Raw genomic sequence first — 23795 nt, 5'->3', positions numbered from 1 at the left:
GACAACCGGAACTCGATCCGAGCCTGCAAAGGACAGAAGACATGGTCTCCAGTTTGCCACTCACCATGTAGGCCCTGCCACTCGGCTTGATCGACTGTGTGGTCCGGATCCGTTGTCCGAACGGTCCGGTAGTTTGGTGAAACGATGAACACTCCCGTCGCGCTCGCAAACTCCCGCCCCGGATCCGATGCTCTTCTCGAAGGGCTCAATCCGCAGCAGCGGGAAGCGGTCACGCACGAAGGAGCCCCGCTGCTGATCGTCGCGGGCGCGGGCTCCGGCAAGACTGCGGTGCTCACGCGTCGCATCGCCTATCTGCTGGCCGAGCGCGGCGTCGTCCCTGGTCAGGTGCTCGCCATCACGTTCACCAACAAGGCCGCCGCCGAGATGCGCGAGCGGGTGGCGGCTCTGGTGGGGCCGCGCGCGAATGCGATGTGGGTCTCGACCTTCCACTCGAGCTGCGTCCGGATCCTGCGCGCGCAGGCGGGTCTCCTGCAGGGCATGAATTCGAATTTCACGATCTACGACGCCGACGATTCCCGTCGTCTGCTCACGATGATCGCGAAGGATCTCGAACTCGACAGCAAGAAGTACTCCGCCCGGCTGCTGTCCACACAGATCTCGAACCTGAAGAACGAATTGATCGGGCCGGAAGAAGCCGCCCACGAGGCGGAGACCGATTCGGCGGCCACCGAACTCACCCGCGTCGTCGCTCGGGTCTACGCGCACTACCAGCAGCGCCTGCGCACGGCGAACGCCTTCGACTTCGACGACCTCATCGGCGAGACGGTGGCGCTGCTGCAGGCGCATCCGCAGGTCGCCGAGTACTACCGGCGCCGGTTCCGTCACGTCCTGGTCGACGAGTACCAGGACACCAACCACGCGCAGTACGTGCTGGTGCGCACCCTCGTGGGCGATCCGGAGGAGGAATCCGCCGTCCCCCCGAGCGAACTGTGCGTGGTGGGCGACGCCGACCAGTCGATCTACGCCTTCCGCGGCGCCACGATCCGCAACATCGAGGAGTTCGAGCGCGACTATCCGCAGGCGCGCACGATCCTGCTCGAACAGAATTACCGCTCCACCCAGAACATCTTGTCGGCGGCCAATTCCGTCATCTCCAAGAACACGGGTCGCCGCGAGAAGCGGCTGTGGACCGATTCGGGTGAGGGCGAACTCATCACCGGCTACGTCGCCGACAACGAGCACGACGAGGCGCGGTTCGTCGCCGCCGAGATCGACCGGCTCGTCGACGGCGGCGACACCACCTACTCCGACATCGCGGTGTTCTACCGCACCAACAATGCCTCCCGCGCGTTCGAGGACGTCTTCATCCGGCACGGTGTGCCCTACAAGGTCGTCGGTGGTGTGCGGTTCTACGAGCGCAAGGAGGTGCGCGACGTCGTTGCGTACCTGAAGGTGCTCGACAACCCCGACGACACGGTGAGCCTGCGCCGCATCCTCAACACCCCTCGCCGCGGTATCGGCGATCGTGCCGAGGCGTGCGTGGCGGTGCACGCCGAGCGGCTCGGTGTGAGCTTCGGGCAGGCCCTCGCCGACGCCGCGGCCGGCAAGGTCGCGCTGCTGAACACGCGGGCGCAGAAGGCGATCGCCGGTTTCGTCGAGATGATGGACGGCCTGCGGGCGATGCTCGTCGCGAGCGACGCCGACGGCAACGACATGGTGGACATCGGCGACGTCGTCGAGGCGATCCTCGATCGCACCGGATACAGCGCCGAGTTGTCGGCGAGCGACGACCCGCAGGACGGCGCCCGTCTCGACAACCTCCACGAACTCGTCAGCGTGGCAAGGGAATTCAGTGCCGACGTCCGTAACGCGGCCGGGATCGTCGACGACGAACGTGAAGAGGGGGATCCCGAACCAGGATCGCTCGCGGCGTTCCTCGAGAAGGTCTCGCTCGTCGCCGACGCCGACCAGATCCCGGAGAACGAGGCCGGTGTGGTCACGCTGATGACGTTGCACACCGCGAAGGGCCTCGAGTTCCCGGTTGTGTTCGTCACCGGTTGGGAGGACGGCCAGTTCCCGCACATGCGTGCCCTCGGCGATCCGGCCGAGCTGTCCGAGGAACGGCGACTCGCGTATGTCGGCATCACGCGCGCCCGGCGTCGTCTCTATCTCACGCGGGCCGTGTTGCGTTCGTCCTGGGGGCAGCCGCTCACCAATCCGGAATCTCGTTTCCTGCAAGAGATTCCGCAGCACCTCATCGACTGGCGACGCCTCGAGCCCACGCCCGCCCGTGGTCAGGCGATCGGCTCGGGCACTGGTTCACGGTTCGGTGCGGGCGAGCGGCGCGGATCCTCGGGAACACCGAGTTTCGGTGCGGCGCGCGGACGCAACAACCACTTGGTGCTCGACGTCGGCGACCGCGTCAGCCATGACAAGTACGGTCTCGGAACGGTTCTCGAAACTCGGGGCTCGGGCCCCACGGCCACCGTCGTGATCGACTTCGGCAGTGCCGGCAAGGTGCGGTTGATGCTCGTCGGCGGTGTGCCGATGATCAAACTGTGATGCCCTGAAAGCCTGTGTCAGGCGCGGATTCGCACGAAAGAGCGGGTCCGCGCCGAAGCGGGAAAGAGGGCGGAACGGGACGCACGCCGAACGTACGGCGGCGAGGTCGGTCAGTCGCGCTGGATGCCGAGGGCGATACCCCGGGTGGCGAGCCACGGGACGGGATCGATCTTGTCGACGCCGTTGAGGTGCACCTCGAAGTGCAGGTGCGGGCCGGTGGAGAAGCCGCGGTTGCCCATGGTGGCGATCTGGTCGCCGGCCATGACGTGTTGACCCACGGTCACCAGGGACTGGTCGATGTGCCCGTACACGGTGATGGTGCCGTCGGCGTGGAGGAGGCGGACCCACATGCCGAAGCCGGAAGCCGGGCCGGAATCGATGACCTCACCGTCGGCGACCGCGAGGATCGGGGTGCCGATGGGGCCTGCGATGTCGACGCCGGCGTGGAGGGTGCCCCAGCGTGCGCCGAAGTTCGAGGTGAACGACCCCGCGGCGGGGAGGACGAACAGCGGGCGACGGGCCGCGGCCTCGCGCGCAGCGCGTTCCTCGCTGAATCGCTGGCCCTTGGCCAGGAGATTCGAGAACTGCGACAGGTCGTTCGGGTCGGCGATGTTGAGCACCTGCGGGGCCTGCGACGGCTCGGCGTCGGCGCTCGGCGCGAACTGTGCGGCCTGCGGCACTGCGGTGGCCGTGATGATCGAGGAATCGGCTTCGCCGGCGGCGAGAGCGACCTCGGAGTGCTCGGTGTTCTGTCCCGGACCACCATTGGCTGCGGCCTGGCCCGCGGCGACCACGGCGCCTGCGGCGACCGCGAAGACTGCGGCGCGGCCCTTGAGGGCAGTGGGGGGAGTGGGAAGTCGATGGGCTCCACCGCGGGATGCGGGAGCGGTGACGTCGGTGCTCTCGTCGCGACGATCCTGCGCGAAGCGGTCGTCGCGGATGGCATGGCCGAAGGAGTCGGAGTAGTAGGTGGGCTCGGAACCGGGGCCGGTGTTACGGAAGTCCATCGTGGCGGCTTCCCAGGCATTCCAGTCTTCGGGTGCCGATTCGGGGCGGCGGGTTCGGCTCTCGGCACTCGGGTTACCAGAGCGCATCGCCATCCTCCGTTCGTGACCTCATCGTTACTTCGACCAGGCGACGGTAACGAAGTGATCGCGGGGGTGGCAAGCCGTAGTTCGTCCGGCGGACGTTATGTGAGTGGCATCACAGTGCAAACCGGGGCAAATTGGGACATGCCCCAGCGTCCGGAGCTCCAAACACTGTTTTCCGATACGTCACGAGTCTGTTGCATCGCGGCAGCGTGGGATCCGGTGTCGGGGAGCGAGTGGGTACCTGTCATTCTGAACCGAGTGCTCCGCTCGAACGTGGCGCCCGCCACGTCCCGGGAGGGGAACTGCGAAGTCGTTCCCGGACCTACGCGCGCGTGACCTGTGCCACATGGGACTGCCGCGCGTGATCCGCGGCCCGGCCGAGAAACTAGAGTCCGAAACGACCCGCTCGATACCCCGGAGCGGGCGTGAACGCAGACGAGACGGTGAGCAGATGGATCTCTTCGAATATCAGGCGAAGGAACTCTTCGCCAAGCATGACGTGCCGACGTCGGCCGGCCGTGTTACCGACACTGTCGCCGGTGCCCGCGAGATCGCGGAGGAAATCGGCAAGCCGGTCATGGTCAAGGCCCAGGTCAAGGTCGGCGGCCGCGGCAAGGCCGGTGGCGTGAAGTACGCCGCCACCGCAGACGACGCGCAGACCCACGCCGAGAACATCCTCGGGCTCGACATCAAGGGTCACATCGTCAAGAAGCTCCTGGTCGCCGAGGCCAGTGACATCGCGGAGGAGTACTACATCTCCTTCCTGCTCGACCGCACCAACCGCACCTACCTGGCGATGTGCTCGGTCGAGGGCGGCATGGAGATCGAAGAGGTCGCCGCCACCAAGCCGGAGCGCCTCGCCAAGGTCCCCGTCGACGCCGTCAAGGGTGTCGACCTCGCGTTCGCGCGCGAGATCGCCGAGAAGGGCCACCTGCCCGCCGAGGTCCTCGACGCCGCAGCCGTGACCATCCAGAAGCTGTGGGAGGTCTTCGTCAAGGAAGACGCTCTTCTCGTGGAGGTCAACCCCCTCGTCCGTACCCCGGACGACCAGATCCTCGCCCTCGACGGCAAGGTCACCCTGGATGCCAACGCCGACTTCCGTCAGCCCGGCCACGCCGAGTTCGAGGACAAGGACGCCACGGATCCCCTCGAGCTCAAGGCCAAGGAGAACGACCTCAACTACGTCAAGCTCGATGGCGAGGTCGGAATCATCGGTAACGGCGCCGGCCTGGTCATGTCGACCCTCGACGTCGTCGCCTACGCAGGCGAGAAGCACGGCGGCGTCAAGCCCGCCAACTTCCTCGACATCGGTGGCGGCGCCTCTGCGGCCGTCATGGCTGCCGGTCTCGACGTCATCCTGAACGACGCTCAGGTCAAGAGCGTGTTCGTCAACGTCTTCGGTGGCATCACCGCGTGCGACGCGGTCGCGAACGGCATCGTCAAGGCCCTCGAGATCCTCGGCGACGAGGCCAACAAGCCGCTGGTCGTCCGCCTCGACGGCAACAACGTCGACGAAGGTCGCCGCATCCTCGCCGAGGCCAACCACCCGCTGGTCACGGTCGTCGCCACCATGGACGAGGCTGCCGACAAGGCGGCCGAACTCGCCTTCGCAGCGAAGTAAAGGGACACACAGAACAATGGCAATCTTCCTTACCAAGGATTCCAAGGTCATCGTCCAGGGCATCACCGGCGGCGAGGGCACCAAGCACACCGCGCTCATGCTCAAGGCCGGCACCCAGGTCGTCGGCGGCGTGAACGCCCGCAAGGCCGGCACGACGGTCTCGCACACCGACAAGGACGGCAACCCGGTCGAGCTCCCCGTCTTCGGCTCCGTCGCCGAGGCCATGAAGGAGACCGGCGCCGATGTCTCGATCGCGTTCGTTCCCCCGGCCTTCTCGAAGGACGCCATCGTCGAGGCCATCGACGCGGAGATCCCGCTGCTCGTGGTCATCACCGAGGGCATCCCGGTGCAGGACTCCGCCTACGCTTGGGCGTACAACGTCCAGAAGGGCAACAAGACCCGCATCATCGGACCCAACTGCCCCGGCATCATCACCCCGGGTGAGGCGCTCGTCGGCATCACCCCGGCGAACATCGCCGGCAAGGGTCCGGTCGGCCTCGTCTCGAAGTCGGGCACCCTGACCTACCAGATGATGTTCGAGCTGCGCGAGTACGGCTTCTCGACCGCCATCGGCATCGGCGGCGACCCGGTCATCGGCACCACCCACATCGATGCCATCGAGGCGTTCGAGAAGGACCCGGAGACCAAGGTCATCGTCATGATCGGCGAGATCGGCGGCGACGCCGAGGAGCGCGCGGCCGATTACATCAAGGCCAACGTGACCAAGCCCGTCGTCGGCTACGTCGCAGGCTTCACCGCTCCCGAGGGCAAGACCATGGGCCACGCCGGCGCCATCGTCTCGGGCTCCTCGGGCACCGCTCAGGCCAAGAAGGACGCTCTCGAGGCGGCTGGCGTGAAGGTCGGCAAGACGCCGTCCGAGACCGCTGCGCTCGCTCGCGAGATCCTGCAGTCGCTCTGACAGCAGCGTCGCCTTCCGTGCGCGCCTTCCGGTGGCGTTCCGCCATCGGGAGGCGCGCACGCGCCGTTTCAGGAGTCGATCCAGTCGACTCCCGCGGGTTCGAGTTCGCCCGCCCCGGACGTCAGTGACGCCACCCAGCCCTCCAGTTCGCTCCGCTCGCGCCCCGCGACGGTGAGGACCACCTGGTCCGCATAGGCCACGTCGAGCACTGCGACCCCGCGGCCGCGCAGTTCCGCCTCCACGCGACCCGCTTCGCCGTGATCGATCGCGAGGGTGAACTTCTCCTGCTGCCTGCGCTCGACGAGGGGCGCCTCGTCCAAGGCCGTCGCGACCGCACCCGAGTACGCGCGCACCAGCCCGCCCGCGCCGAGCTTGATCCCTCCGAACCATCGGGTTACCACCACCGCGACGTTCACCAGATCCCGGTGGTGCAGGACCTGCAGCATCGGGATGCCGGCCGTGCCGCCCGGCTCCCCGTCGTCGCTCGACCGCTCGGCACGCGCCGACGGGTCGTCACCCACCACGAACGCCCAGCAGTGATGTCGGGCATCGGGATACAGTCGGCGTTGTTCGTCGACGAAGGCGAGCGCGGCGTCGGCCGTGTCGACACGACGAACCGCGGCGAGGAAACGCGAGTGCTTCACCTCCGTCTCGACCACGACGTCGGGGCCCGGGGCGAGAGTGTGCGGCATGGACCCCATTCTCTCGGGTAGTCCCTAGGCTGTTGACTGCAGGACGAGTGACCGACACACACCGATCGACGGCAGGAGAATCGATGACATTCCCCGCAGGCGCATCCGCCCAGAGCAAGGTGGTGCCGTTGTTGCTGCCACTCGCGGTGGCCGTGCTCGGTGCCGTGAACTTCCTCCTCGGCCTCACGCCCTTCGTGAACATCACCTTCGGCTCGCAGGTGGCGCTCACGTCCTTCGATTTCGGCTTCGCCGTCGTGCCGCTGGCCTTCCTGCTCTTCGGCGGTGTGAGCGCGGCGCTGTCGCTGCTCCCCGGCCAGGACCTGCGTGCGGTGGCCGTCGCGGCGTCGGGCGTCGGTTTCGTGACATCCCTGTTCCAGCTCTTCCATCTGCCCGAGGACACCGGGATCGCGTGGGGCGGCGTGACGATCCTCGTCCTCGGTTTCCTGCAGTTCGCGCTGGCGCTCGTCGCATTGCTGTTCGGCCTCGGCATCCTCGTGTCCGGCCGGTCGGGTGAGCGGAGTTCCTTCGGGTCGCCGCAGAGCGCCGGGCAGTACCAGGGATTCGGGACCGGTGCGGGAACAGGTCAGCCCCAGGGCTCCGGTTCGCCGCAGATTTACGGTCCGCAGGGATACGGCCAGCCCTACGGCTCGCAGCAGGGAGCCGTCGGCGGGCAGTCCCAGTTCGGTGCGCCGCATCCCGGACACCAGGCGTATCCCGGACAGCAGACGTCGGGGGAGTACTCCGGCGCGCAGCAGTATTCGGGGTCGCAGCAGTACGGCGGTTCCCAGCAGTATCCGGGCGCCCAGCAGTACGGCGGGCAGCAGTACAGCGGAGCCCAGCAGTTCCCCGGTTCCCAGCAGTTCCCGGGCGCTCAGCAGTTCCCGGGCGCTCAGCAGTACGGCGGGGGAGCACAGTATTCCGGTGCCCAGCAGTACGGCGCCGGCCAGCAGTACACGGGTGCGCAGCCGACCCAGCAGTACCCGGTCCAGGAACCGCACGGCGCTCAGGACTCGACGGACCACACCGACACCCGGGCGGACGGCCCAGCCACCCGGGCGGATGGCACAGTGTCCGATGACGACACGACGGGCACGGAACGTCGCGAGGAGACCGGGACCACTGCGACCGGCGACCAGGACGCCACGCAGGCCTTCCGCGCACCGGACGACCAGCGGTGATCGGCGCGCCTGACACCACGATCGCCGTGTCGGTGACACTCTCGAACCGATGACTTCGACGCTCGGCCGGTCCACCCGGCACGTTCCAACCGACGACGACAGCCTGGACCCGGAGCGGTTTCGCATCCTGCTCGGCACCGCCGCCCGCGTTCCGGCGGTGACGCTCGCCGTCGTGGCCACCATCGTGGTGACGACGATGGTCGTCGCCAACAGCGACCTCACCGGCATCTACGCTGCGATCGCCGGCACGTGGCTCGCACTGCACCAGGTGACGCTCACGATCGACGGCACGTCGCTCGGTGTGCTGCCGCTGCTGCCCACCGCGGTCCTGGTGTGGCAGGCGGCGCGCGGGTGTGCGTCCGCGGCCGACGCGCTCGTCGAGAACAGTGGGTACGCCCTCGACCGTCAGGATGTCTCGCGCATCACCGTCGCCGTCCTCGCCGGCCCGCTACTGGTGACCGCGGCGTCGCTGATCGTGCTGCAGGATGCGGCGAGCGTGCTGCCGGTGACGCCTCCGAATGCAGCTGCCGCGCTCGCGTGGGTCACCGCCATCTACCTGGCCGCGGCTCTCATCGGTATCGGCTCCCGTGTGTGGAAGCCGCTGGTGCGCTACTACTCGGCTCCCGATTGGCTCGTGCTCGCCTTCCGTCCGGCACTGCGGGTGCTGCTGGGGATGTTCGCCCTCGGTGGGGTGGCGGTCGTCGCCGGACTGTTGTGGTCGTGGAACGTCGTCGGTGAACTGCTCGCGCGCGGGGATCACTGGACCGGCGTGCTGGGGCTGACGGTGATGTCGATCCTGTACCTGCCCAACGTCATCATCGGTGCCGCGGCCGTTCTGGCGGGCAGCACCGTGCACGTCGGCGACATCCACCTGAGCCTGTTCGAGGCGACGGGCGGTGACCTCCCGGCGCTGCCGGTGCTCGCGGCGGTCCCCTCGGGTCCGGCCGCAGCGTTCTGGCCGGTGCTGCTGGCCGTTCCGGCGACGGTCGGTGCGCTGCTCGGACGTTTCGCCGCGCAGCGAACCCTGCAGGCGAAGGCCGACGGTGCCCCGGTGGGCAGCGCCGACGCTTCATGGACGGTGCTCGCTGCCGCAGCGGGCGCCGGACTCGTCACGGCGCTGGCGACCTGGGTTGCGGGCGGCCCGCTCGGCGTCTTCGGCACGGTCGGCGCCAACTGGTGGCTCGCCGGCATCCTCGTCTTCGCCTGGTCGGGCCTGCTCGGCATCATCACGGCGCAGCTGCTCGTGTGGCGCGAAGGACGATTGGCCGCGGTGGCACTGCGCGCCGACACCGAGGTGGACGAGGAGACCTCGGAGGATGCGACGGACGCGGCCGAGGCCGACGACGCCGCTGATGCAGGAGCCGACAGAGAACTCGAGGCGGCCGAGAACGAGACCTCGGCACTCGAAGCTCCTGTGGCAGAGGACACCACCGCCGCCGAGCGCGAGGTGGCAGAAGTCGACGAGGACGAAGCCGCCGCAGTCGACGAGGACGAGGCTGCCGAGGACGACGCGGAGAGCCTCGAAGAGGATGCGGACGCCGACGACGTCATCGACGCCGAGGTGGTCGAGGTCGTCGACGAGGATGACGCCGAGGACGACGACGAGCCCGCCGAGGAGGTCGCGAACAAGGCCGAAAAGGGTGCCGACTAGGCTCTCCTACGGCCGGTCGATCGGCCGACCCACCTCGACTTCACAGGAGTGGACCCTGACTGCCTCGCGTGACCAGCTGCCGCCCACCGCGCCGGCGCGGCTCGTCGTCCTCGCTTCGGGCACGGGCAGCCTCTTGCGTTCGCTGCTCGACGCCACCCGGACCGACGGATATCCCGCGACAGTCGTCGCTGTCGGTGTCGACCGCGAATGCCCCGCCGAAGGGCACGCCGCCGACGAGGGGATCCCCTCGTTCCGCGTCGCGTTGCGCGACTTCGAGGACCGCACCGCGTGGGACCGCGCGCTGACCGACGCGGTCGCCGCCCACGAACCCGACCTCGTGGTGTCCGCAGGCTTCATGAAGATCCTGGGTTCGGCGTTCCTGGAACGGTTCGCCGGCCGCATCATCAACACTCATCCCGCGCTGCTGCCGTCGTTCCCCGGCGCGCACGCCGTCGCCGACGCCCTGGCCTACGGCGTCAAGGTCACCGGTTCGACGGTGCATCTCGTCGACGGGGGAGTCGACACCGGACCGATCCTCGCGCAGGAAGCCGTGCAGGTGCTCGACGACGACGACGAGGACACCCTGCACGAGCGCATCAAGGTTGTGGAGCGGCGGCTGCTGGCCGAGATGGTCGCCGCCGTCGCCACCCGTGGAGTTGTTTCCGATGGACGAAAGGCCGTGATCCCCGGTGACCGAACGTAAGACTGTGCGCCGCGCGCTGGTCAGCGTGTACGACAAGAGCGGGCTGGTGGAGCTGGCGACAGGGCTCCACGCGGCAGGTGTCGAGCTGGTCTCGACCGGCTCCACGGCCAAGACCGTCGCCGACGCAGGCGTGCCGGTGACGAAGGTCGAGGAACTGACCGGCTTCCCCGAGTGCCTCGAGGGCCGGGTGAAGACCCTGCACCCGCGCGTGCACGCCGGCATCCTCGCCGACACCCGCAAGCAGGACCACCTCGATCAGATCGCCGATCTGGGCATCGAGGCGTTCGAACTCGTCGTCGTGAACCTCTACCCGTTCACGCAGACGGTCGCCTCGGGTGCGAGCCCCGACGAGTGCGTCGAGCAGATCGACATCGGTGGCCCGTCGATGGTGCGTGCCGCGGCGAAGAACCACCCGTCGGTCGCGGTCGTCGTCGACCCGGCCGCCTACGGTGGCGTGCTCGCCGCCGTCGAGGGTGGCGGTTTCACCCTCGAGCAGCGAAAGCGTCTTGCCGCGCAGGCGTTCCAGCACACCGCCGCCTACGACGTCGCGGTGGCGAGCTGGATGAACAGCGATTACGCGGCGCCCGAGGGCGACGAGTCGCAGTTCCCGGCGTGGACCGGCGCTACCTGGACCCGCGCGAATGTCCTTCGCTACGGCGAGAACCCGCACCAGGCCGCGGCCCTGTACGTGAACGAGGCCGGTGAGCCGGGGCTCGCGCAGGCCGAGCAGTTCCACGGCAAGGAGATGTCCTACAACAACTACCAGGACGCCGACGCCGCCTGGCGCGCCGCGCACGACCACAGCGAGCCGTGCGTCGCGATCATCAAGCACGCCAATCCGTGTGGCATCGCGATCGCCGACGACATCGCCACCGCGCACCGCAACGCGCACGAGTGCGATCCGGTCTCGGCCTTCGGTGGCGTCATCGCCGCCAACCGTGAGGTGAGCGTCGAGATGGCGGAGCAGGTCGCCGAGATCTTCACCGAGGTGATCATCGCCCCGTCGTACGCCGACGGGGCTGTCGACGTGCTCTCCCGCAAGAAGAACATCCGCATCCTGCGCGCCGATTCGCCGAAGTCGGCTCCGGTCGAGATCCGTCAGATCTCCGGCGGGCTGCTCCTGCAGGAGCGCGACGTGCTCACCGCGGACGGCGACTCCACCACCAACTGGCAGCTCGCGTGCGGCGAGGCAGCCGACGAGGCCACGCTGCGCGATCTCGAATTCGCCTGGCGCGCATGCCGTGCAGTGAAGTCCAACGCGATCCTGCTGGCCTCGGGCGGCGCGACCGTCGGTGTCGGCATGGGTCAGGTCAACCGCGTCGACTCGGCGCGACTCGCCGTCACCCGTGCGGGTGATCGTGTCGCCGGGTCGGTGGCCGCGTCGGATGCCTTCTTCCCGTTCGCCGACGGTCTACAGGTGCTGACCGAGGCCGGCGTGAAGGCGATCGTGCAGCCGGGTGGCTCGGTGCGCGACAACGAGGTCATCGAGGCCGCTCGCGAGGCCGGCGTGACGCTGTACCTCACCGGCGCGCGGCACTTCGCGCACTAGTCACGAACACACACGCGCGGCACCCACGCGCATCGTCGCTCAGGCGGCGTGCGCGTGGGTGCCGTTGTCGCGCGCGGTGGGTTCGACGGTGCGCTTGCCGCGCCCCTCGGAGATGACGAGCTTGGCAGCGCTGCGGTCGAGCAGCTCGCGGATGAGATCCGCGGAGGCGGCGCCGCTCTCGGTACCGCCGACCCGGCTCAGGTCGATGGTGATGGCGTGACCGGTGAGGTCGTCGGGCAGTTCGGTCGACACGGTGCCGCCGGATTCGATTCTCAGTTTCATGGTGTTTCTCCTGTCGAGGTGATCTTGTACGGGTCGCGGTCGGGGATAGAGAAAGGGCACCCGGGGCGTATGTGCCCCGAGTGCCCGAGAACGAGTCGTCGTGTGACTTCTATTCTCGGGATCGCTCCGCCGCGAAGTGGAAGAAGAAGTGAGAAAACGGTACGGAACAACCGGCTACGTACATGTGCTTGTATCGCATCGGACCGTACCTTTCTCATGTGAACCAGTTGGTTAACGGATGACCATACACGAACAACGCGGAATGGACATTTGTTATTTCCGCGTCGTCCGTGCGTGGGGGTGGGCCGATCAGCCCCTCAGCTTGTCGAGCCACGCCTCGAAACCGGACGTGAACTCGTCGGAGAAGGGCAGGTCGGCGACGTAGTCGGCGCCCGTCGACTGCTGGTCGCCGATGTCCTTGAGCACGTGGTTGGTGCGCGTCATGCGCAGCGACGTCAGACGGGTGTGGACGAGTGCCGCGTCGAGCGCGTCGACGTCCTCGACCCGCACCTGGATGTCCTTGGACGAGACCGCGGTGAGCACCGGCAGGTCGCCGGCGACCTGTGCGGCGAGCATCCGCGGATCGAGCGCGTCCTCCTCGGCGAGTGCCTTCGCGTTGGTGGGGACGAGCCCGGCGTTGCGCAGCGGCTCGGGGAGAGTGTCGCTGAGGGTGCCGTCGGCGCGGAGCGACTCGACCGCGCCGGTGAGCGCGACCCGCAGTTCATCGGCGATCTGGACGGGAAGTTGTCCCGCGGCGACGACGGCGTCGAGCTGTGCGTCGATCTGGGCGGTCAGCAGGTCGAGCAGGCGCACGGCGAGCGGTTCGAGCAGTCCGAGTCCGGCGATCGAGTCGTTGTCCTGGGCGAGCGACAGCGCGATCAGCGCGCCCTCGCTGTGCCCGACGACGTAGAGCCGCTCCGGGTCGACCCCGCGCTGCGAACCGAGGAAGGCGAGCGCATCGGCGGCGCCGTCGATGAATGTCGAGAAACCGAGATCGGCGACGTCCTCGACGCTGTACGGGCCGAGCGCGGTCACACCGCTGCCGAGCTTGTCGTAGCGCAGACTCGCGAATCCCTTGCGTTCGAGCACGTCGGCGAGATGCCGCAGGGTGCCGATCGATCCGGGGAGCAGTGCGCTGTCGCCGTTGCGGTCGGTGGGACCGCTGCCGGCGAGCAGCAGCACGGCGGGCACCGGACCCCTCATGGAGACGGGTACCCGCAGGCTGCCGTGCAGGGTCACATCGCCGCTGGAAAAGGTGATCTCGGTGTCCGACATGTCATGTGTCTATCAGAAGTCGCCGGACCGGCCCGTGTCGAGGGCGCCGCGGTGTGGCGTCGGTTTCGTGCGTGACGAACGGGCCCGGCGTACCCGACGGTAGCCCCGTACGCCGAGCCATCCGAACAGCGCCAGCAGCGGGACGACGAGCAGGGGAGCGAGCAGCGCGATCAGCGACGTGACGAACGAGGCGACGCTCTCGACGATCGACAGCACCGGGTTGCCGAAACCGGCGGTGGTCGCGGTACTCGCGACCCGCGTGCCCGTCTGCGCCGTGCTCACCGCCAGGGCGGTCGGGGCGCCGAGAACGATGCCCGCGAGTGCCGCCATCGCGGGATCGAGACTCGCGAAGGCCGCCCACGCCGCAAGCGCACCCGCGACCGGCCGGGTCACCGTGCCGAGGGCGGACAGTGCGTTGTCCACGAGCGGCACGAGGTCGGCGACGACCTCCACGGCGGTGGCGATCGTCAGGGCGACGAGCGCCGAGGTGGACCCGAGCCACTGCATCGATTCGTTGAGGACGACCCCGAAGAGTTCGAAGTGGACCGCGGCCGACAGGAGCAGCAGCGGCAGGAAGGTGCGCAGCCCGGTGGCGGCCGCGAGCCCCAGCCCGAGCAGGGCCGCCAGGATCCAGGTGTCCATGCGGCGAGTGTAGGCGGACCGGTCGCGGGATCGCGGATGCCGAAACGGCGGTTCGGTCGTACCTTGGGTGAGGTGACGTCACCCACACCGCGCCCCTCCACGGTCGGCGAGCTCCGCGCCTCCGGCCACGTGCAACGGTCCGTCAAGGACGAGATCCGGCACAACCTGCTCGCTGCGCTGCGCGACGGTACCGATCCGTGGCCCGGCATCCTCGGTTTCGAGGACACCGTCGTCCCGCAGCTCGAACGCGCCCTCATCGCCGGTCACGACGTGGTCCTGCTCGGCGAACGCGGTCAGGGCAAGACCCGCCTGCTACGTACCCTGCCGCTGCTGCTCGACGAATGGACCCCGGTCATCGCCGGTTCGGAGCTCGGCGAGCATCCCTACGAGCCCATCACCCCGGCGTCGATCCGCCGGGCCGCCGAACTCGGCGACGACCTGCCCGTCGCGTGGCGGCACCGCAGCGAGCGGTACGCCGAGAAGCTCGCGACGCCCGACACTTCGGTCGCCGACCTCGTCGGCGACGTCGACCCCGTGAAGGTCGCCGAGGGCCGCAGCCTCGGTGATCCGGAGACGATCCACTTCGGTCTCGTGCCCCGCGCGCACCGCGGCATCGTCGCCGTCAACGAACTGCCCGACCTGGCCGAACGCATCCAGGTGTCGCTGCTCAACGTCATGGAGGAACGCGACATCCAGGTGCGCGGTTACACGTTGCGCCTGCCCCTCGACGTGTTGCTCGTGGCGAGTGCGAACCCCGAGGACTACACGAATCGCGGCCGCATCATCACTCCGCTCAAGGACCGCTTCGGAGCGGAGATCCGCACGCACTACCCGACGCGACTCGAGGACGAGATCGCCGTCATCGAGCAGGAGGCGCATCTGCAGGCCCGCGTCCCCGACTATCTGCTCGAGATCCTGGCACGGTTCACCCGGCTGCTGCGCGAATCGACGTCCGTCGACCAGCGTTCGGGTGTCTCTGCACGGTTCGCCGTCGCCGGCGCCGAGACCGTCTCGGCCGCGGCCCTGCATCGCGGTGCGGTCCTCGGCGAGGACGATCCGGTCGCGCGTCCCGTCGATCTCGGCACCGTCGTGGAGGTGCTCCGAGGCAAGGTCGAGTTCGAATCCGGCGAGGAAGGAAGGGAATTCGAGGTCCTCGATCATCTCCTCCGGCGCGCGACGGCCGAAACGGCCCGCTCGCGACTCGCGGGCGTCGATCTCGGGCCGCTCGTCTCCGCCGTCGAGCAGGGCGAGCCGGTGGTCACCGGTGAGCGGATAACCGCGAAGGTGCTGCTCGACGAACTCCCCGAACTGCCTGTGCTCGATGCCGTCGCCGAACGGCTCGGTGCCACCGACGCCGGAAGTCGCGCTGCGGCAGTGGAACTCGCCCTCGAAGGTCTGTATCTGGCACGGCGCATCGCCAAGGACACCGGCGACGACGGCTCGGCGGTGTACTCCCGATGAGCAGGTCCGCCCGCTACGGTCCGTATACCGGGGGCGATCCGCTCGCCCCACCGGTGGACCTGCGCGACGCGCTCGCCGCGATCGGCGACGACGTCATGGCCGGCGCCTCACCCAAGCGCGCCCTGCGGGAGTTGCTGCGCCGCGGTCACGACGGTATGCGTGGCCTCGACAAGCTTGCCGCGCAGGCGAATCGGCGTCGACGGCAGCTGCTCGACCGCACCAACCTCGACGGCACCCTCCAGGAGGTGCGCGAGCTTCTCGATCGCGCCGTGCTCGAGGAACGCAAAGAACTGGCCAGGGCCCTCGACGACGACGCGCGGTTCGCCGAGATGTGGATCGAGGAACTGCCGCCGTCGACGGCGCAGGCCGTGCAGGAACTCGCCGACTACGACTGGCGCAGCGCGCAGGCCCGACAGGATTACGAGAAGTTCCGCGACCTGCTCGGCCGGGAGATGCTCGACCAGCGCTTCTCCGGGATGAAGCAGGCGCTCGAGGGGGCCACCGACGAGGACCGGCAACGCATCTCGGAGATGCTCGAGGACCTCAACGACCTGCTCGACAAGCACTCCCGCGGTGAGGACACCGAGGAGGACTTCGAGCAGTTCATGGCCCAGCACGGCGAGTTCTTCCCGGAGAACCCGCAGAACGTCGAGGAACTGCTCGACTCCCTCGCGCAGCGGGCCGCGGCGGCGCAGCGGCTGCGCAACTCCCTCACCCCCGAGCAGCGCGACGAACTCGACGCTCTCGCACAGCAGGCGTTCGGATCCCCGGATCTGATGAGCCAGCTCGACCGTCTCGACGGCCACCTGCGGGCCGCGCGTCCCGGCGAGGACTGGACCGGCTCCGAGCAGGTGCGCGGCGAACAGGGCATGGGTCTCGGCGAGGCCACCTCGGCGCTGCAGGAGTTGTCCGAACTCGACCAGCTCGCCGAGCAGCTGTCGCAGCAGTACGCCGGGGCGTCCCTCGACGACATCGACCTCGACGCGCTCGCCCGTCATCTCGGACCCGAGGCCGCGGCCGATGCACGCACCCTCGCCGAACTCGAGAAAGAACTGCAGCGGCAGGGCTTCTTCGACCGCGGTGCCGACGGGCAGTGGCGACTGTCGCCCAAGGCCATGCGCCGGCTCGGCGAAGCGGCGCTGCGCGACGTCGTCAACCGCATCTCGTCGCGCACCGGGCAACGCGAGTCGCGGCGGGCGGGTGTGCTCGGCGAACCGACCGGCGCGTCGAAGGCATGGGAGTTCGGCGACACCGAACCGTGGGACGTCGTACGGACCCTCACCAACGCGACCCTGCGCAGTCCCGGTCTGCCGGTGCGGATGTCGGTGCAGGACGTCGAGGTGATCGAGACCGAGCAGCGGACGCAGGCGGCGGTCGCGCTGCTCGTCGACACGTCGTTCTCGATGGTCATGGACGGTCGCTGGGTGCCGATGAAACGCACGGCCCTCGCGCTCAACCATCTCGTGTCCACGCGCTTCCGCGGGGATGCGCTGCAGCTCATCGCGTTCGGCCGGCACGCCCGTGTGGTGTCGGCGCCCGAACTCGCCGGGCTCGACGGCGTCTACGAGCAGGGCACCAATCTGCACCACGCCCTGATGCTCGCGGGTCGTCACCTGCGTCGACATCCCAACGCGCAGCCGGTGGTCTTCGTCGTCACCGATGGTGAACCCACCGCTCACCTCGAACCGGACGGCTTCGCGGCCTTCGACTACCCGCCGAGCGCACGCACTCTGGGGCTGACGGTGCGCGAACTCGACCACATCGCGCGGCTCGGCGCCCAGGTCACGATCTTCCGGCTCGGCAGCGATCCGGGGCTCGCGCGGGTCGTCGACGTGCTGGCGCGTCGCGTCGGGGGACGAGTGGTCGCGCCCGATGTCGACGGTCTCGGGGCGGCGGTCGTCGCCGACTACGTGCGGGCCCGTCGGCGGTCGTAGGAACTCGGCGCGAGGCGCCCCGGGAACTCAGTGGCGCACCGACCGCCACGTGGTCGTCGCGGCGGCGGACAGCAGGGCGGCGGTCACCCAGAAGATCGACGCGACACCGGCGACCCCGGCGATCGCGCCTGCCACCATGGGCACCGCGACCTGCCCGAGACGGTTGCCGGTCAATCGCACCGCCAGCGCCGACGCGCGGTCGGCCGGTGCGACGAGTTCGACCACCCACGTCATCGTCAGGGGTTGGCCGACGCCCCAGAACATTCCGCACACGGCGAGCAACGCGCCGATGACCCAGGGATTCGGCACGAGCGGCAGCAGCGCGACCGGCACGATGGTCCCGGCGGTCGCGGAGACGAGCAGCCACCTGCGCGGAATCCGGCGCAACGCCCACGGCAGCAGAGCACGCGAGACGATCGACGCCATGGTGCGGGCGGTGAGCAGGATCGACACCAGGAGCACACCGAACCCGAACTGCTCACCGAGCAACGGCAGGTAGGCCACGACCAGGTCGACCGAGGCGAGGACTACCAGGCTCGACAGCATTGCGGGCTTCATGCCCTTCGTCGCGAGCATCGACAGGATCGACTGCGGCGCGCCGTCCTCCGCGGTGCGACCGGAGCCGGGCGGCTCGCGGAGCCCCAGCACCAGCGGCAGGGAGAGCAGCGAAAACACCGTCATGACCAGCAACGCTCCAGTGGTCTCGACGGAGCCGTTGCCGTCGCCGGTGGTCGCGGCGATCACGCCGGCGACGGGCACACCGACGGCCTGACCGACCGACACACCCAGCGTGAGACCGGCGAACCCGCGATCCAGTTGCCCCGGCGGCGACAGGATCGACACGAATGCCTGCCCCGACACCGTGACGAGCAACTGTCCGAGACCGAGCACGACGTTGCCGGCGGCGAGCACGAACAATCCCGAACTGAGAGCGATCAACCCGGCACCGACCGTGGTGACGACGATGCCCGAACGCAGAATGGCGGTCGTGTGCCCGCGGTCCACGACACGTCCCATCCGCACCGCCGCGATCAGCGGAACGATGGCGTAGAGCGCGGTGACGGCACCGATGGTCGTCGCGTCACCGCCCAGCGCGAGAATCCGGTAGGAGACCAGGACACGGATCGACTGGAATGCCGCGTGCAGCAGGGCCGTGGACAAGCACAGATACAGCAGCCAGTGACGCGGAGGATGCGGCATATGTCAGGCGCCGGCGGTCACGACCCGGTCGCCGAGCGGCGACTGCAAGGAGACCTCGAGGGCGCCGACGACGGCGACCATGATGCACATGCGGTCCTGCATCTCCGGCAGCGTGCCGCCGAGGAGCGTCACCGTCACCGTGTCGTCCGTTTCGGTGACGGTCGCGTCGACGCCGAAGCACTCGGGGGTGCCCGTCTCGAAGTGCAGGGCGATCCGGTCGTCGCTCACCCGCGACCACGACAGGATCGTCAGCGGATGCGCATCGACGATGTCGGGTCGCGCCGAGAACGCCGTCGCCCCTGCCGGAACCGGTTCCTCGGGCAGCGCGGGGACGTCCGATGTACCCGAACTCGATCCGCAGGCCGCGATGAGCAGGCACATCGCGAGGACGGTGATTCCCCGGCAAGCACGGACGACGGAACGCATGGTTCCCACGGTATTCCCGTGTCGCGTGTTCATCACGCCAGCAGGGCGGCGGTCACGCCGATCGCAGGGATGGAGGCGATGGTGGTGACGAGGGCGGCGTCGCGGGCGAGCACCGTGCCGCGACCGTAAGCGCTCGCGTAGACGAACACGTTCTGCGCGGTGGGAAGCGCGGCGACCACCACGACGGCGAACAGCGCATGGCCGTCGAGGCCGAACACGAAACGCCCCATCAGATACGCGAGCACCGGCTGGGCGAGGATCTTGAGCACCGAGGCGAGCGCGATGTCGCGGCGCGGGCTCGTCCCCTTCTCGAGCACCCGGACGCCCTGCAGCGACAATCCGAACGCGAGCAGCGCACCGGGCACCGACGCGCCGCCGAGCAGATGGAACGGCTGCAGCAACGCCTCGGGAGGCGTCCACTCGCTGATCGCGATGGCGAGTCCGGCCGCGGCGGCCAGGACGATGGGGTTCTTGAACGGCGCGAGCAGGGTGTCGAGGAGCGAGACCCCGGCGCGCATCGTCGACAGGTCGAGCATCGTCAGCGCGATGGGGGAGAGCACGACGATCTGGAACAACAACAGGGGCGCGACGAACGACGCGTCGCCGAGCACGAAGACCGCAATGGGGATGCCGAGGTTCGCGGAGTTGACGTAGCCGGCGCACAGCGCGCCGATGGTCGCCTCGGGAACCGCACGTCGCAGCCAGAGCTTCGCGACGACGAAGTGCACGATCGCGACGGCGAACGCCGTGGCCGCTGCGATGTAGAGATTGGGCGAGAAGATCACCGACAGGTCGGACGTCGCGAGCACGTCGAACAGCAGCGCGGGGGTGGCGACGAAGAAGACGAGCCGGCTGAGCACCGTCTGCGCCTCGTGCCCGAGGGTGCCCAGGCGCCCCAGCGTGAAGCCGATGGCGATGATCACGAAGATGACACTGAACCCCGCGATCACACCCGACACGGTTGCCTAGTCTAAGGACCCCGGAGTGTCGTCCCGCCATCGGACCGCAGCGAGCGTCGAGACCGGTGTTGTTTGTGATTCTCGGCCGATCTTCGAAAACAACACCGGTCTCGGGTGCACATACGACGACGCCGCCCCTCCCGATGGGGAGAGGCGGCGTCGGAAGCTACGACCTACTTGCTGCTGACGTAGGGGAGCAAGGCCATCTCACGGGCGTTCTTCACCGCGACGGCCACCTGACGCTGCTGCTGCGGGGTCAGGCCCGTGACGCGACGGCTGCGGATCTTGCCGCGGTCGGAGATGAAGGTGCGGAGCAGATTGACGTCCTTGTAGTCGACGTACTCGATCTTCGCCGCGAAGAGGGGGTTCTTCTTGGGCTTGCGTCCCTCTACGGCACGCGACTTCTTCGACGGTCCTCGCTTGACTGCCATATCTCGCTCCTCACCAGCTCGACTTGTGGACGCCGGGTAGTTCCCCGCGGTGGGCGAGTTCACGCACACGCACTCGTGAGAGCCCGAACTTTCGCAGGTGGCCGCGCGGGCGGCCGTCCGCAGCGTCTCGATTGCGCAATCGTACCGGACTGGCGTCGCGGGGTAGACGCTGCAGTGCCCGCTGGGCTTCGCTGCGCTCTTCGGGCGAGGACGACGGTCGGCGCACGACCTCCTTCAGTTCCGCGCGGCGCTCGGCGTACCGGGCCACGATCGCCTTCCGTTGCTCGTTGCGTGCGATCTTCGATTTCTTCGCCACGACTACTTCTCCTCGCGGAAGTCGACGTGTCTGCGCAGCACGGGGTCGTACTTGCGCAGGACGAGACGGTCGGGATCGTTCCGGCGGTTCTTCCGGGTGACGTAGGTGTAGCCGGTCCCGGCGGTCGAGCGAAGCTTGACGACGGGCCGGATCTCGCTGCGTGCTGCCATCAGAACTTCTCCCCGCGGGCACGCAGACGTGCGACAACGCTCTCGATGCCGTCGCGGTCGACGATCTTGATGCCCTTGGTGGACAGGTTCAGCGCGACCCGGCGTCCGAGCGAGGGTACGAAATAGGTTCTGCGCTGGATGTTCGGGTTCCACCGCCGGCTGGTGCGGACATGGGAGTGCGATACGGATCTCCCGAAACCGGGTCGCCGTCCGGTGAGTTGGCACGTGGCCGACACGTCGGCTCCTTTCGTAGGTAACGACAATCATTTTCGACAAAGTGCGCCGCCAACTGTACGCTTCGACATCGTTAATGACAATCGTTATCGAAAGGGATGCTGTGGACATCAGGACGCCGCTCGTCATCGTCTGCGGATGGCGCGGACGGACTGCGCAGGCCGCGCGGTCACTACTGCGTCCGGGCACCGCGGTCGTCCACCATGACCTGTCCGGTCTCGACCAGGGCGTACTCCGTCGCTCCGTGCTCACCGTCGAGGATGAACGCACCGAGATCCTCGAACTCGCGCACGGGTGCGTCTCCTGCACACTGCGCGAGGATCTGCTGCCGCTTCTGCGCCGCATGCGCGACTACAGCAGCGTCGACCGGATCGTGCTGCACCTCGACCCGCAACTCGAACCCGAGGCATTGTGCTGGGCAGTCGAACATGTCGTGGTGAGCGGGATCGTCGGTCGTGTCGACGGACCCGCGTCCCTCGATGTCCGGGTGGACGGCGTCGTGACCTGCCTCGACGCCGCAACCTGGCTCGAGGACGCGACGGGCGACGACGAACTGAACGAGCGTGTCGACGACGACCGCACCCTGGCGCAGGTCGTCGTCGGCCAGGTCGAGTTCGCCGATGCGCTGGTGGTGCTCCCCGGAGCGGACGGCTGGCAGCAGGCGCGCCTGCACGCGGTGCTCACCCGACTCGCCCCGGACGCGCCGATCGCGTGGGCGGGGGAACCGGACGTCGAGCGGCTCCTCCGGGAGATACCCGCCACCGCCCGTCGGGGGGCGATCGACGGGGCGCACTCGCCTCTCCTACGAGGTCAACCGCCTCTCGACGACGACTGCGGAATCCGCCTCGTCGAGTTCTCCGCCGACCGGCCGTTCCATCCGGAACGTCTCCACCACGCGATCGACGTGCTGCTCGACGGCGTCGTGCGCGCCCGCGGGCGACTGTGGGTCGCCACCCAACCCGACAATGCGCTGCTCGTCGAATCAGCCGGTGGAGGACTGCGGGTCGCTCACGCGGGGCCATGGCTCGCGTCGATGACTCCCGATCAGCAGCGCGAGATCCCGGCGGAACGCCGCGCGATGGCGTCGCTGCGCTGGGACGAACGCTACGGCGACCGGGACACGAGCATCGTCGTCCTCGTCCACGACGCCGACTCGGAACTCATCGACCGCACGCTGCGCGCGGCGGTTGTGACAGACGACGAGTTCGCCCGCCCCGATCTGTGGCCGACCTGGCGCGACCCCTTCGGCCGATTCCACGAAGACCCTTGTGACGACCTCCCGGCAGACCGCCGCGACAACGAGAGAGAAGGACACCGATGAAATCAGGCCTGCATCCCGACTACCACCCCGTGGTCTTCCAGGACGCCAACACCGGCGCCACCTTCCTGACCCGCTCCACCGCGACATCCGAACGCACGACCGTCTGGTCGGACGGCCTTACCTACCCGCTGATCGTCGTCGACGTCACGAGCGACTCGCATCCGTTCTGGACGGGCGCCGCCCGCCTGCTCGACACCGCCGGTCGCGTCGAGAAGTTCGAACGCAAGTACGGCCGGCGCCGACCCTGATCCCGCACGTCCCGACATCGAAGGAGAACCACATGGCAGTCCCCAAACGCAGGAAGTCCCGCTCCAACACCCGTCACCGCCGGTCGCAGTGGACGGCGAAGGTCCCCGATCTCGTGCCGATCACGGTCGACGGAACGACCGTGAAGGTGCCCCGCAGGCTCGTCGAGGCCGTGCACAGGGGTGAGGTCGACCCGCGGACCGACTGAGTCGTAGAGCCCGCCGGCCACCGCGGGTTCTCAGCGCGCTCTCAGTAGGCGCAGGCCACAATGGTGATCATGCGCATTCTGGTGGTCGACGACGACCGTGCAGTGCGGGAGTCGCTGCGCCGGTCACTGAGCTTCAACGGATACACGGTCGACCTCGCGACGGACGGGCAGGACGCCCTCGAACAGGTCGCGACGTCGCGTCCGGATGCGATGGTGCTCGACGTCATGATGCCGCGCGTCGACGGCCTCGAAGTGTGCCGCCGGCTCCGCAGCACCGGCGACGACCTGCCGATCCTCGTCCTCACGGCGCGCGACTCCGTCTCGGAGCGGGTCGCGGGTCTCGACGCGGGGGCCGACGACTACCTGCCGAAACCGTTCGCGCTCGAGGAACTGCTCGCGCGACTGCGGGCGCTGCTGCGTCGTGCCGCGCCCGACCCGGACTCGTCCGCCGACGAGGTGCTGCGGTTCGCCGACCTCAGCCTCGACCCTGCGACCCGCGAGGTCACTCGCGGCGACCGGCCGATCAGCCTCACCCGCACCGAGTTCTCCCTGATGGAGATGCTCATGGCAAACCCGAGGAGGGTCCTCACGCGCAGCCGCATCCTCGAGGAGGTGTGGGGTTACGACTTCCCGACCTCCGGCAACGCCCTCGAGGTCTACGTGGGGTATCTGCGACGCAAGACCGAGGCCGGTGGGGAACCGCGCCTGATCCACACGGTGCGCGGCGTCGGGTACGTGCTGCGCGAGACCCCGCCGTGAGCGA

Annotated in this window: 25 protein-coding genes; 13 read left to right on the top strand and 12 right to left on the bottom strand. The window is 68.6% G+C overall.

Going from position 1 to position 23795, the window contains the following annotated elements:
• The first annotated feature begins 144 nt into the window (after positions 1-144).
• A complete protein-coding gene (gene pcrA / locus AC6CID_RS04375) occupies positions 145-2523 on the top strand; it encodes a DNA helicase PcrA (RefSeq protein ID WP_024103168.1) in 2379 nt (792 codons plus the stop codon).
• Between the two features lie 110 nt (positions 2524-2633).
• Here the strand turns inward: pcrA and AC6CID_RS04370 are convergent, their stop codons facing one another.
• Entirely contained in the window at positions 2634-3623 is a 990-nt protein-coding gene (locus AC6CID_RS04370) for a M23 family metallopeptidase (RefSeq protein WP_498353619.1), read from the bottom strand.
• Between the two features lie 442 nt (positions 3624-4065).
• On the opposite strand from AC6CID_RS04370, the gene sucC reads away from it, so the two are divergent.
• Both sucC and sucD read left to right on the top strand, forming a co-directional pair.
• Positions 4066-5235 carry an ADP-forming succinate--CoA ligase subunit beta gene (sucC, locus tag AC6CID_RS04365; RefSeq protein WP_006553761.1) on the top strand — a complete coding sequence of 390 codons (1170 nt, stop codon included), beginning with the start codon at positions 4066-4068 and terminating at the stop codon, positions 5233-5235.
• Positions 5236-5251: 16 nt separating this feature from the next.
• Positions 5252-6154 carry a succinate--CoA ligase subunit alpha gene (gene sucD, locus AC6CID_RS04360; RefSeq protein ID WP_006553762.1) on the top strand — a complete coding sequence of 301 codons (903 nt, stop codon included), beginning with the start codon at positions 5252-5254 and terminating at the stop codon, positions 6152-6154.
• A gap of 68 nt (positions 6155-6222) precedes the next feature.
• Here the strand turns inward: sucD and AC6CID_RS04355 are convergent, their stop codons facing one another.
• Positions 6223-6846: an IMPACT family protein gene (locus AC6CID_RS04355; protein ID WP_498353618.1), complete on the bottom strand. Its 624-nt coding sequence runs from the start codon at positions 6844-6846 to the stop codon at positions 6223-6225.
• Between the two features lie 83 nt (positions 6847-6929).
• Between AC6CID_RS04355 and AC6CID_RS04350 the strand changes: the two genes are divergently transcribed.
• From AC6CID_RS04350 to purH, 4 genes are read left to right on the top strand one after another with little or no spacing between them, the layout of a single operon-like run.
• Positions 6930-8024 carry a DUF5336 domain-containing protein gene (locus AC6CID_RS04350; protein ID WP_498353617.1) on the top strand — a complete coding sequence of 365 codons (1095 nt, stop codon included), beginning with the start codon at positions 6930-6932 and terminating at the stop codon, positions 8022-8024.
• A gap of 49 nt (positions 8025-8073) precedes the next feature.
• The gene (locus tag AC6CID_RS04345) at positions 8074-9675 is read left to right on the top strand and encodes a cell division protein PerM (RefSeq protein WP_498353616.1); all 1602 of its coding nucleotides are present in this window, start codon (positions 8074-8076) and stop codon (positions 9673-9675) included.
• 55 nt (positions 9676-9730) lie between these two features.
• The gene (purN, locus tag AC6CID_RS04340) at positions 9731-10378 is read left to right on the top strand and encodes a phosphoribosylglycinamide formyltransferase (RefSeq protein ID WP_024103172.1); all 648 of its coding nucleotides are present in this window, start codon (positions 9731-9733) and stop codon (positions 10376-10378) included.
• A complete protein-coding gene (purH, locus tag AC6CID_RS04335; protein WP_498353615.1) occupies positions 10365-11927 on the top strand; it encodes a bifunctional phosphoribosylaminoimidazolecarboxamide formyltransferase/IMP cyclohydrolase in 1563 nt (520 codons plus the stop codon). The genes purN and purH overlap by 14 nt, the downstream gene beginning before the upstream one ends.
• Positions 11928-11966: 39 nt before the next feature.
• Here the strand turns inward: purH and AC6CID_RS04330 are convergent, their stop codons facing one another.
• From AC6CID_RS04330 to AC6CID_RS04320, 3 genes are all read right to left on the bottom strand, one after another.
• A complete protein-coding gene (locus tag AC6CID_RS04330) occupies positions 11967-12209 on the bottom strand; it encodes a hypothetical protein (RefSeq protein ID WP_498353614.1) in 243 nt (80 codons plus the stop codon).
• A 309-nt stretch (positions 12210-12518) separates the two neighbouring features.
• The gene (locus AC6CID_RS04325) at positions 12519-13484 is read right to left on the bottom strand and encodes an alpha/beta hydrolase (RefSeq protein WP_024103174.1); all 966 of its coding nucleotides are present in this window, start codon (positions 13482-13484) and stop codon (positions 12519-12521) included.
• Between the two features lie 12 nt (positions 13485-13496).
• A complete protein-coding gene (locus AC6CID_RS04320) occupies positions 13497-14126 on the bottom strand; it encodes a DUF4126 domain-containing protein (protein ID WP_498353613.1) in 630 nt (209 codons plus the stop codon).
• A 72-nt stretch (positions 14127-14198) separates the two neighbouring features.
• Between AC6CID_RS04320 and AC6CID_RS04315 the strand changes: the two genes are divergently transcribed.
• Positions 14199-15587, top strand: coding sequence for an ATP-binding protein (locus AC6CID_RS04315; protein ID WP_498353612.1), 1389 nt, complete (start codon positions 14199-14201; stop codon positions 15585-15587).
• Positions 15584-17521: a vWA domain-containing protein gene (locus AC6CID_RS04310; protein ID WP_498353611.1), complete on the top strand. Its 1938-nt coding sequence runs from the start codon at positions 15584-15586 to the stop codon at positions 17519-17521. The genes AC6CID_RS04315 and AC6CID_RS04310 overlap by 4 nt, the downstream gene beginning before the upstream one ends.
• A gap of 27 nt (positions 17522-17548) precedes the next feature.
• Here AC6CID_RS04310 and AC6CID_RS04305 read toward each other — a convergent pair whose 3' ends face one another.
• The 7 genes from AC6CID_RS04305 to rpmB form a co-directional block, all read right to left on the bottom strand.
• Positions 17549-18721 (bottom strand): MFS transporter, encoded by a 1173-nt coding sequence (locus tag AC6CID_RS04305; RefSeq protein WP_006553773.1) that lies wholly within the window; start codon positions 18719-18721, stop codon positions 17549-17551.
• A gap of 3 nt (positions 18722-18724) precedes the next feature.
• Positions 18725-19147, bottom strand: coding sequence for a hypothetical protein (locus tag AC6CID_RS04300; RefSeq protein WP_498353610.1), 423 nt, complete (start codon positions 19145-19147; stop codon positions 18725-18727).
• A 32-nt stretch (positions 19148-19179) separates the two neighbouring features.
• Positions 19180-20106 (bottom strand): AEC family transporter, encoded by a 927-nt coding sequence (locus tag AC6CID_RS04295; RefSeq protein ID WP_019288796.1) that lies wholly within the window; start codon positions 20104-20106, stop codon positions 19180-19182.
• A gap of 173 nt (positions 20107-20279) precedes the next feature.
• The gene (rpsR, locus tag AC6CID_RS04290) at positions 20280-20537 is read right to left on the bottom strand and encodes a 30S ribosomal protein S18 (RefSeq protein ID WP_006553776.1); all 258 of its coding nucleotides are present in this window, start codon (positions 20535-20537) and stop codon (positions 20280-20282) included.
• 10 nt (positions 20538-20547) lie between these two features.
• Positions 20548-20853, bottom strand: coding sequence for a 30S ribosomal protein S14 (gene rpsN / locus AC6CID_RS04285; RefSeq protein ID WP_006553777.1), 306 nt, complete (start codon positions 20851-20853; stop codon positions 20548-20550).
• Between the two features lie 2 nt (positions 20854-20855).
• The gene (gene rpmG / locus AC6CID_RS04280) at positions 20856-21023 is read right to left on the bottom strand and encodes a 50S ribosomal protein L33 (RefSeq protein WP_006553778.1); all 168 of its coding nucleotides are present in this window, start codon (positions 21021-21023) and stop codon (positions 20856-20858) included.
• Complete coding sequence (gene rpmB / locus AC6CID_RS04275) at positions 21023-21259, bottom strand: 50S ribosomal protein L28 (RefSeq protein ID WP_006553779.1); 237 nt, start codon at positions 21257-21259, stop codon at positions 21023-21025. Before rpmB ends, rpmG begins: the two co-directional genes overlap by 1 nt.
• A gap of 101 nt (positions 21260-21360) precedes the next feature.
• Between rpmB and mrf the strand changes: the two genes are divergently transcribed.
• From mrf to AC6CID_RS04255, 4 genes are all read left to right on the top strand, one after another.
• Positions 21361-22578 carry a ribosome hibernation factor-recruiting GTPase MRF gene (gene mrf, locus AC6CID_RS04270; RefSeq protein WP_033098236.1) on the top strand — a complete coding sequence of 406 codons (1218 nt, stop codon included), beginning with the start codon at positions 21361-21363 and terminating at the stop codon, positions 22576-22578.
• On the top strand, positions 22575-22826 hold the full coding sequence (locus tag AC6CID_RS04265; protein WP_006553781.1) for a type B 50S ribosomal protein L31: 252 nt from the start codon (positions 22575-22577) through the stop codon (positions 22824-22826). Before mrf ends, AC6CID_RS04265 begins: the two co-directional genes overlap by 4 nt.
• 32 nt (positions 22827-22858) lie before the next feature.
• Entirely contained in the window at positions 22859-23032 is a 174-nt protein-coding gene (gene rpmF, locus AC6CID_RS04260) for a 50S ribosomal protein L32 (protein WP_006553782.1), read from the top strand.
• Between the two features lie 69 nt (positions 23033-23101).
• On the top strand, positions 23102-23791 hold the full coding sequence (locus tag AC6CID_RS04255; protein ID WP_006553783.1) for a response regulator transcription factor: 690 nt from the start codon (positions 23102-23104) through the stop codon (positions 23789-23791).
• Positions 23792-23795: the final 4 nt, after the last annotated feature.

The organism is Rhodococcus sp. GQ147, from assembly GCF_059759155.1.
The sequence above is the reverse complement of the archived record's forward strand: the minus strand, read 5'-3'. Positions and strand labels throughout refer to the sequence as shown.

Coding starts and splice junctions, on each gene's coding strand:
- pcrA (WP_024103168.1), top strand. CDS start 145: ATGAACACTCCCGTCGCGCTCGCAAACTCCCGCCCCGGATCCGATGCT.
- AC6CID_RS04370 (WP_498353619.1), bottom strand. CDS start 3,623: ATGGCGATGCGCTCTGGTAACCCGAGTGCCGAGAGCCGAACCCGCCGC.
- sucC (WP_006553761.1), top strand. CDS start 4,066: ATGGATCTCTTCGAATATCAGGCGAAGGAACTCTTCGCCAAGCATGAC.
- sucD (WP_006553762.1), top strand. CDS start 5,252: ATGGCAATCTTCCTTACCAAGGATTCCAAGGTCATCGTCCAGGGCATC.
- AC6CID_RS04355 (WP_498353618.1), bottom strand. CDS start 6,846: ATGCCGCACACTCTCGCCCCGGGCCCCGACGTCGTGGTCGAGACGGAG.
- AC6CID_RS04350 (WP_498353617.1), top strand. CDS start 6,930: ATGACATTCCCCGCAGGCGCATCCGCCCAGAGCAAGGTGGTGCCGTTG.
- AC6CID_RS04345 (WP_498353616.1), top strand. CDS start 8,074: ATGACTTCGACGCTCGGCCGGTCCACCCGGCACGTTCCAACCGACGAC.
- AC6CID_RS04330 (WP_498353614.1), bottom strand. CDS start 12,209: ATGAAACTGAGAATCGAATCCGGCGGCACCGTGTCGACCGAACTGCCC.
- AC6CID_RS04325 (WP_024103174.1), bottom strand. CDS start 13,484: ATGTCGGACACCGAGATCACCTTTTCCAGCGGCGATGTGACCCTGCAC.
- AC6CID_RS04320 (WP_498353613.1), bottom strand. CDS start 14,126: ATGGACACCTGGATCCTGGCGGCCCTGCTCGGGCTGGGGCTCGCGGCC.
- AC6CID_RS04310 (WP_498353611.1), top strand. CDS start 15,584: ATGAGCAGGTCCGCCCGCTACGGTCCGTATACCGGGGGCGATCCGCTC.
- AC6CID_RS04305 (WP_006553773.1), bottom strand. CDS start 18,721: ATGCCGCATCCTCCGCGTCACTGGCTGCTGTATCTGTGCTTGTCCACG.
- AC6CID_RS04300 (WP_498353610.1), bottom strand. CDS start 19,147: ATGCGTTCCGTCGTCCGTGCTTGCCGGGGAATCACCGTCCTCGCGATG.
- rpsR (WP_006553776.1), bottom strand. CDS start 20,537: ATGGCAGTCAAGCGAGGACCGTCGAAGAAGTCGCGTGCCGTAGAGGGA.
- rpmG (WP_006553778.1), bottom strand. CDS start 21,023: ATGGCAGCACGCAGCGAGATCCGGCCCGTCGTCAAGCTTCGCTCGACC.
- AC6CID_RS04265 (WP_006553781.1), top strand. CDS start 22,575: ATGAAATCAGGCCTGCATCCCGACTACCACCCCGTGGTCTTCCAGGAC.
- rpmF (WP_006553782.1), top strand. CDS start 22,859: ATGGCAGTCCCCAAACGCAGGAAGTCCCGCTCCAACACCCGTCACCGC.
- AC6CID_RS04255 (WP_006553783.1), top strand. CDS start 23,102: ATGCGCATTCTGGTGGTCGACGACGACCGTGCAGTGCGGGAGTCGCTG.